Here is a 7156-nt window from a genome sequence, read left to right as displayed (position 1 = left end):
TTTCATCATGGCCTCCGCCATGATTTTAAAACAAATTGAAAAAGAATCAAGAGACAAATCCATTTTTATCACCCCCACCTTAATCCTCCCCCATCAAAGGGGGAGGAAAAAGTGAGGAGTACTCAGTTCGCTTTGAATTAAAAATATATTTCTCTATAATCCAAGATTTTATTTTGATGAAAGAGGAGTAAACAATCGCATTACTGTCATTTCGTCATTTTGGCAATTGACGAAATGATAAAATGAAATTTCTGTTTGTTTTATTGAATTAAAAAAGGCTTTATTTATAATATTAAGCCAGCCTTTGATTTACATACCAATTATTAGTGCAGGACTAACTTTTGGGTTTGCATTTTTTATTTTTGCAAGGCTAACCTCTGGTTCTGAAAGAACCATCGGTTCTTGAAGAAAGCCTTGCCCTACGAGAGGGAAAATCTGGTGATTTTTAATTGTCGAGCAAGCTCGACCACTACAGAAAAATAACATGAATAAAAGTAGCGAGGACTCAGTTTGGTTGCCCGTTGACTTTATACAAAATGGAATTATAATTTTCTATGGATAAACCACGGATTATTTTGAGTAGGTGTTTTTGTGAAGCGGTGCGTTATAACGGCGGGATTGTGCAGGATGAGTTTGTGGAGCGTTTGAAAAAGTTTGTAGATTACGAACTCGTCTGCCCGGAAATGGAAATGGGGCTGGGTGTGCCGAGGCCAAAGATAATTGTAATAAAAGAAAATGGCAACAAAAGGTTATACCAGCCTGAAACCCAGAGAGACCTCACCCAGAATATTAAAAAATTTATAAAGGATTTTGTAGATAATGTAGATATAAATGAGTTTGATGGATTTTTGTTGAAGAGTAAATCCCCATCCTGCGGCATTACCTCGGCAAACTACTATCAAAACGATAAGATTGTAGGACGAACCGATGGGTTTTTTGCCGAAGGAGTAAAGAATCATTTCCCGCAATTGCCGGCTGAACACGAGGGTAGGTTAAAAAATCCTGAATTACGCGAGCATTTCTTGATAAGGATATTTGCCTATGCAGAATTTCGGCGGTTAAAAGAAAATTTAAGTGCAAACGAACTTGTAAAATTCCATACCCGATATAAGTATCTGCTTATGACTTATAGCCAGAAAGCTCTAAAAGAGATGGGAAAGATTGTGGCGGATGGAAAGAGCAATTTGCAGGAGAAATTGGAAAATTACAAAAATCTATTTTATAGTGCATTTGCCAAAAAGCCATCCCGTTCAAAACATTTTAATACTATTCTCCATATTTATGGTTATTTTTCAAAAAATCTGAACGAAAAAGAAAAAAGACATTTTTTAAATCTGCTTGAGAAATATAAAAATGGCACTGGTGCATTGAGCACAATTATTGAAATGCTCAAAAATTTCTCTTATCGGTTTAATAATACCTATTTATTAAGTCAAAAATATCTCGAACCCTTTCCTGAAGAATTGATGTTTGCTGATACTTTGGTGCGGAAATAGATGGATAATTAAAATTTTTAAACCTTTTTGTTTTGATTGAGGGTCTGGGCAATCACGATCTTATTCCGACCAGTCTCTTTGGCAGTGTATAATGCCCGATCTGCCAGTTCAATTAGTTCAATCCGAGTGGAGGCGTCTTTGGGATAATCGGCAATGCCGACGCTGATAGTAAATTTTATCTTATGTTGATTAAAAATCACTTCGGCTTTATTGATGTGGTCTTTCAACCGCACTGCCATTTCTACACCCTTTTTTAAATTGCTTCCCGGAAGAATGATCGCAAACTCTTCACCGCCATAGCGTCCGGCAACCCCGGTCTGGGCAATGAGCCGACCAATGAATTTTAAGACTTCATCCCCAGCCTGATGACCATAGGTGTCGTTGATCTTTTTAAAATGGTCTATGTCAAACAAAATGAGAATGAATTCTTTCTGCTTTTGTATCTCCTGCTCCAGCAATTCCTGAAAATGGCGGTGATTATAAAGGCCCGTCAGACCATCCCTTATCGATAGTTCTTTCACCCGCTCATAAAGTATTGCCCTCTGCCAAGCAAGGGTTAATTGTGAGGAAAGAATCTGCAATGCCTCCACATCTTCTTCGGTAAATCTTTTTGGCCGATGGTCTTCAAGCCAGATCACTCCCAGCACTTCATTGTCGCCTTTGACCGGCATCCCCAAAAATGAACCTCGACTTTTCTTCTCGCCCTTTTTTAAGACAATCAGATTCCCGGCACGTAAATCGTCCTTTATTATGTAGTTACGATGCCGGACCACCAATCCGACCAAGCCTTCGTCTAACGGAAATTTGGTATTCTCTTTCAAATAGGTTGACTCCAGTACTGTCCCCTGGTTATTCAATTCGTCTACTGCTGCAATGGATAATTCATCACAATTCAATACCGCCTGAAATTCCTTGACAGTGTCGCTAACAATCGTTTTTAACTCAAGACCCCGCTGGAGTTTTCGGGCAAGTTCGGCGATTGAGGATAGATACTTTGATTCATACCGTTCTTTCTCATATAATCGCAACATGGCGATTAAAAAACCCACACCTTTCGCTGCTTCATCGAATAATGTTTTATCCTCCTCACTAAATTGTTCACCCTTTTGATCGACAACCAGAATACCTTCGACACGATCTAAAATCAAAATCGGGGCAATCATTACAGAATTGATTATCATCTCACCTCGATAATAACCGAGTTCTTCTGAGCTCTGAACGAATTCTTTTAAAAGCACCGATTTCTTTTCCAGCAGGATTTGGCGATACAATCCCCTTTCGACCTTAACAATCGCATCGGGTATGAATAGTTCGGAACGAGAAAAGCCTTGAATCAAAATAAGTTTATCTTCAAAGTAAGAAAATATCGCGGTGGTATGGGCATTGAAAAGATTGTGGACGAATTTGACATAAAAAAGTAGTGGCCGTTCAATACCCGGATGACGGTCAATGTCCTTTATAGAGGTAATGAGGTTCTTGGCTTCAAAATTTGCCGGTCCAAAAAAGTAGTCCCGAGCTTCATAGCGTGCCAGGGATTTTTTGAGCTTTGTTTCACGAGCATTTAGCTTGTCAATGATCACAGCAATCACCAAAAATGACAGGGCTAAAAATAAAAGGGGGAACAGATTGAATTGTTTTTTTATGAGATTGGAACCAATTTCTATCAGCGATAAAAATCCGGAGAATATCAAGTAATGCTGGGGTTTCTCCTTATAAGCTACCAGTGCCAGTGCCGGATAATAAGCCATAAAAAATGGGGACCTTACACCACCGGTCAATTGAATCACAATATTGAGTAATATCCCGCCAATTAAGGTATCGTATAACTGGATGCGTCTTTTAAGCACATAGAAGATGTAGTATAAAAAAACGATGCTGAAGATTATCAAGCCAAGTTTAATATTAAGATTGTAATTTAGAAAGCCGCTGGCAGCAATTGCCGTATAAATGATAATTCCAAGATAGAAAAAAATCATTTCATTAAATACGCTTTAGCGCAGCCTGGGCAAGGCTGGCAAGAAATTTATCGCGGGAATTGACAAATTCTTCAAGAATAATCTTAGTCTCAGGATGGCCAATTTTAAATAAAGATGCAAGTGCAATCTGTTTTAATTCCTGTGCCGCCTGGTCGTCGCGGAAGGTGAGGTTCCTTAAATAATCGACTACGGGCGAAAATGCAGCTTCTATCTTCCGCTCGCCAAGGATTTTTAAAAATTCGGCATGGAAAGGGTCGCCTTTTTCTTTTAGTAACGGCAATAATTCAATGAGTTCTTCATTCGTTAAGGTCTTTTTTAAAGCCCGTAACGCTTCAGCCTTAACTTCAATCGCTGTATCCTGAAGCAACATCTTCAATCCTGCTTCATAATTTAATTTGGCAAAAGTCCTGGCCAGTTCCAGGCGCACACGATCCTCGGGGTCGTTGACAAGCATTTCAAGTTGGGATGCACTCTCTTTCGCACCAATCTCTCCCACCAGGTAAACAATATTTCGGCGCATATACCATTCTGGGGCATCAAGATTTTTTAATAGCACTTCCAACCCTGTTTTTCCGATGTTCTTCAATATGTCCACAATCTTCATACGGAGACTGTGATCTTCAGCCTCTTTTAAGGTCATCAAAAGTTCAGGCACCGCCTCTTTGCCGATCTTGACAATTGCCGCGCGGACTTCAGGGTACACACCGCTTTCCCAGAGAAATGAAATGAGTGCAGGCAGGGCATAGGGATTTTGTGTTTCACCCATGAAATTTATCAATGCCCGCTTCACCAGCAATGGAATGCCAGGCCTGCCCATTATTTTGTTGAATGGCTCCACCAGCATATCACAAACCTTGCCAAGATTGGCTATCCGCGCAGCCTTATAAAAATTAAATATCTCTCCAATCGAATTATTTATTACTTCGAAAACCGGCTCCCGTTCCAGTGCCAATGAAAGCCTCTGCACAATCTCTTCCACAATCTCAATATGTCCCTGGGCGATGAAGCGCCCGGCGAGCGTGGTCAAAGATTTAATTCCTTCTTCCCGAACCCGGGCATTAGGCGATTCAAGCATGTTATAGTAAGGATTAAGCACGCCCTGCAAATCGGCGCGCGAAAAGGAAACCATCAACTTCTCGCTCAAGAGTAATCCCATCTGTGCCAGATATTCGTAGATATCAGGAATCTTTTCTTTTAGCATTGGTAGTAATTTGGCAAGTTTACTATCGCTGATTGCGCCAAGAATTTTTTTTACCTCTGAGGTTTCCTCACGCCTGGTTACAATTAATTCAAGTAGTTTTTCTTCATCGAGGCTGGAGAGAATCTTCAGCACAAAGGGTTTTAATTCGATATCTTTTAATAACTCCACTCGATGCTGATAAGGTAAGTTTTCCAGAATCCTTGCTACGGCCTCACTGTGAAGGATCTGTCGTTCTGCGCCTATCTTTTCCCCAGCCTCAACAATCCGCTCCAGGTTCGGCTTTATCTCCAGTGCCGACAATCCCCTTTCCACCAGTCTTTTAAAATCTTCTATCGCATTGGTAATATCCTCGCTGACCGGCGGGGCTTCGGAGACAGGTGTCTCCTGCGCAACCTGGGCTATTGTGCCGCCCTGGATACCAAATTTCACTACATTAATCTTTATTCTTTCGGTTCCACGGACTTTGAGCATTTCGCCAGGACCTCCGTATTCTTTTATCTTCAATTTGGAACTGCTCAAGACTTCATAAAGGTTTTTTACATCTTCGTTATTCACCCCCACCACAAAAGTCAAACTCTCAATCTCATTTTTGCGCAGGGCTTCAATAAACGAAAGGACCGCAAGATTTTTGGATACATCAAAACGCATATCCTGAAAAATTACTGTCTTCTCAAGAAAATAAAAAGAAAATTCCGGGTAATCATGGAAGAGTTTTAAAAGCAGGGATAGGGTGCTGGCAACGACTTTTTCCATTATCGGATGTCCGGGTGGATAGGATTTGGCGGATTTGAAACCAACTGCGAGTTCTTTTAAGAAATCAAGGACTGCCTGCTGGGCCATATCTTAATTTTATAAATTTTTATTATTGTGTCAAGATACGCGCCCGCTGATTACTCGCCACTTTTTGTCAAATTATTTTTATGCACTTGATTATTAGATGTAGCCGTCCCCTTCAGGGTGCGAAAGCCTGGGATTTAAAAACATTTATCCGCAGGCTAAAGCCTGCGACCACCATTTTACGGATTATGAAACAGCTCATCTGCCATTAATTCCTTTGTCACTATTTTTTATGTGTCATTTTTTTCTTTTGTTTGTGGAGATACATCATCCGGTCCGCACTTCTTAATAGACTCGTTATCGTGACCGGCCGGCGAGGATGATAATAGGACCAGCCTGCACTCAGGGATATCTTAAAAGGAAGATGCCCAGATTCATTAAAAGCTTCCAGGCGTCTGTAGAGCCGTTCATAAAACTCTTGCCCTCGGGTTTTCTTTATCTCCAGGGTCAAGACTACAAATTCATCACCGCCGATACGCGCGATGAGGTCGGACTCCCGGAAGGTCCTTTTTAGAATCAGCGCCGTATGAATCAATGCCTGGTCACCCATCGCATGGCCAAAGGCATCGTTGATATCCTTGAGATTGTCCATATCCATAAAGAGTAAAAGCAAGGATTTTTGGGTGCGCTGGGCGATGCGCAACTGATGCTCAGCCAGGGTGAGAAATCCTCGACGATTATACAAACCGGTCAACTCATCGGTGAAAGAAAGTGCCTGGAGGGTTGCAGTGAGCTGCTTGCGCTCGGTGACATCTTCGATCACCCCATCAATCCACTGGATAATCCCATTCTCATCAAACTGCGCCTTAGCATAAATGGAAGCCCAGAAGGTGGTGCCATCCTTCTTTTTCAGTTCAATCTCCCGGTCCCGCACCTCGCCGTTTTTGAGCAGGTCATTTAAAAATTGTCTTCTTTCCCGGGGATTTTTGTAAAAACGCTCCACCGGGATTTTTGTAATCTGACGCATAGAAGTATAACCAAACATTTTCAAAAATGCGGGATTGACCTGTATGAAATAACCTGGGACATTGGGTGTGGAGCGATAAACCCCAAGATTGACATTATTCACAATCGTCCGGAATTTCTCTTCACTCTGCTGGAGTGCTAACTGCGTTCTTTTCTGCGATGTGATATCCTGGGTTATGGTAACCACATATTCCACCTTGCCGTTTTTATCCCTCAAGGCATAATAATGCTGGGAAACCCATTTGTCAAATTTGGTCTGCGGGTCAATGACATGGATTTCAGGGATGAATATCTCACCCCCTTCATCAAATATTTTTTGCACCTGCGGGGCATGTTCTTTTAAATAAGGATAGCGCTGGGCAACACCCCAGCCTTTACACATCTTTTCATAGGTGATTATTTTCTTATAAGTCAGATTCCAGATCTTTTTCCAAGCCTTGTTATATGAGACGAGCTCCCCAGAACCGCGGCGGACAGTGATCCCCACTGGAGAATGTTCAAAGACTGCCTTGTTTAATATTTTATACTTACAAACTTCCTCCCGCAATTTTTTTAACTGTTCTTTCAATCTTGAGATTTCTCCAAAAATTCGTTCTTTATGTTTTTGGCGTTTTCCCATTGATAAAGTATTATACAGAAATAATCCTCAATGTCAATATGTAATACACAATTTGTAGCAC

General features: G+C 41.1%; 4 protein-coding genes. 1 reads left to right on the top strand and 3 read right to left on the bottom strand.

The features are described from left to right. The first annotated feature begins 554 nt into the window (after positions 1-554). Positions 555-1496: a DUF523 and DUF1722 domain-containing protein gene (locus ABIL39_07775; GenBank protein MEO0166019.1), complete on the top strand. Its 942-nt coding sequence runs from the start codon at positions 555-557 to the stop codon at positions 1494-1496. 17 nt (positions 1497-1513) lie between these two features. Here the strand turns inward: ABIL39_07775 and ABIL39_07770 are convergent, their stop codons facing one another. From ABIL39_07770 to ABIL39_07760, 3 genes are all read right to left on the bottom strand, one after another. Continuing rightward, positions 1514-3472, bottom strand: a complete 1959-nt coding sequence (locus ABIL39_07770) for a diguanylate cyclase (GenBank protein MEO0166018.1) — start codon at positions 3470-3472, stop codon at positions 1514-1516. A 4-nt stretch (positions 3473-3476) separates the two neighbouring features. Continuing rightward, positions 3477-5513 (bottom strand): HEAT repeat domain-containing protein, encoded by a 2037-nt coding sequence (locus ABIL39_07765; GenBank protein MEO0166017.1) that lies wholly within the window; start codon positions 5511-5513, stop codon positions 3477-3479. Positions 5514-5733: 220 nt separating this feature from the next. Continuing rightward, positions 5734-7095: a diguanylate cyclase gene (locus tag ABIL39_07760; GenBank protein MEO0166016.1), complete on the bottom strand. Its 1362-nt coding sequence runs from the start codon at positions 7093-7095 to the stop codon at positions 5734-5736. Positions 7096-7156 lie beyond the last annotated feature (61 nt).

The sequence above is a fragment of the candidate division WOR-3 bacterium genome (assembly GCA_039802205.1).
Taxonomy (GTDB): Bacteria; Hydrothermota; Tepidihabitantia; order SM23-42; family JAOAFX01; genus JAOAFX01.
This window is presented reverse-complemented; position numbering and strand designations above follow the sequence as displayed.